Source organism: Pauljensenia sp. UMB6358, from assembly GCF_030216865.1.
Classification (GTDB): domain Bacteria; phylum Actinomycetota; class Actinomycetes; order Actinomycetales; family Actinomycetaceae; genus Pauljensenia; species Pauljensenia turicensis_A.
This window is the reverse complement of the sequence record NZ_JASOMS010000272.1, coordinates 1-238: the sequence shown is the minus strand read 5'-3', so window position 1 is coordinate 238 and position 238 is coordinate 1. Positions and strand designations below refer to the sequence as shown.

Below are 238 nucleotides of genomic sequence, written 5' to 3'. Positions count from 1 at the left end.
ACAACAGCCTCAACCATCTTTGGCGGTCCGAGATGCTGTTTGTCTACCTCAACCCGCCAGCAGGAGTCCTTGCGCCCGAGCGGATCAAATCCACCACCAACAGCTTAGAAGGCGGCATCAACGCCCAGCTCAAACTGCTCGCCAGAACCCACCGCGGCAGATCAGGCGAACGACAACGCCGCATGCTGGATTGGTGGCTCTACTTAAAAACGGAACTGCCTGACGATCCAGTACGAAT

Annotated in this window: 1 pseudogene; it reads left to right on the top strand. The window is 56.7% G+C overall.

Going from position 1 to position 238, the window contains the following annotated elements:
• Positions 1-238, top strand: a pseudogene (locus tag QP381_RS09440) (IS256 family transposase); the annotation flags it as partial.